A 504-nucleotide genomic window follows, 5' to 3' on the forward strand; every position below is an offset into this window, starting at 1 on the left:
AAAAATACTCTTACATATCAGATTATTATGTGGTTTTGTAAATCACTCTCGAATCGGGTGTGAGAAGCAAAGTTCAAGGATGAGAACTCAAACGTTATCAAATTGTTAACGATTGCTATACTTACACCGTCATAAACAAAGGAAAAGGACGTTCAATGTTTAAGTTTAAGCACATCGCGCTAGCTGCGTCACTTGCAGCGTTGACTGCCGGCTATTCAGTTGCCGCCGAAGAGACTTTCGTCACCATAGGTACGGGTGGTGTCACAGGTGTTTACTATCCCACGGGTGGGGCTATCTGTCGCTTGGTGAATAAATCTCGAGCAGAGCACGGCATTCGTTGTTCGGTCGAAAGTACGGGCGGTTCGATATACAACATCAACACCATTCGCGCAGGCGAGTTAGATTTGGGTATTGCGCAATCAGATTGGCAATATCATGCATACAACGGCACCAGCCAGTTTGCTGAAAATGGTCCGTTTAAAGAGCTGCGCGCGGTATTTTCTG

At 45.4% G+C, this 504-nt stretch carries 1 protein-coding gene; it reads left to right on the plus strand.

Annotated features, from left to right (window positions below):
- Nucleotides 1-155: 155 nt before the first annotated feature.
- Nucleotides 156-504 (plus strand): TAXI family TRAP transporter solute-binding subunit (locus R7Q11_RS29745; RefSeq protein ID WP_225467411.1); only part of this gene is annotated, 349 nt, incomplete at its 3' end.

The sequence above is a fragment of the Vibrio sp. 970 genome, assembly GCF_033339075.1.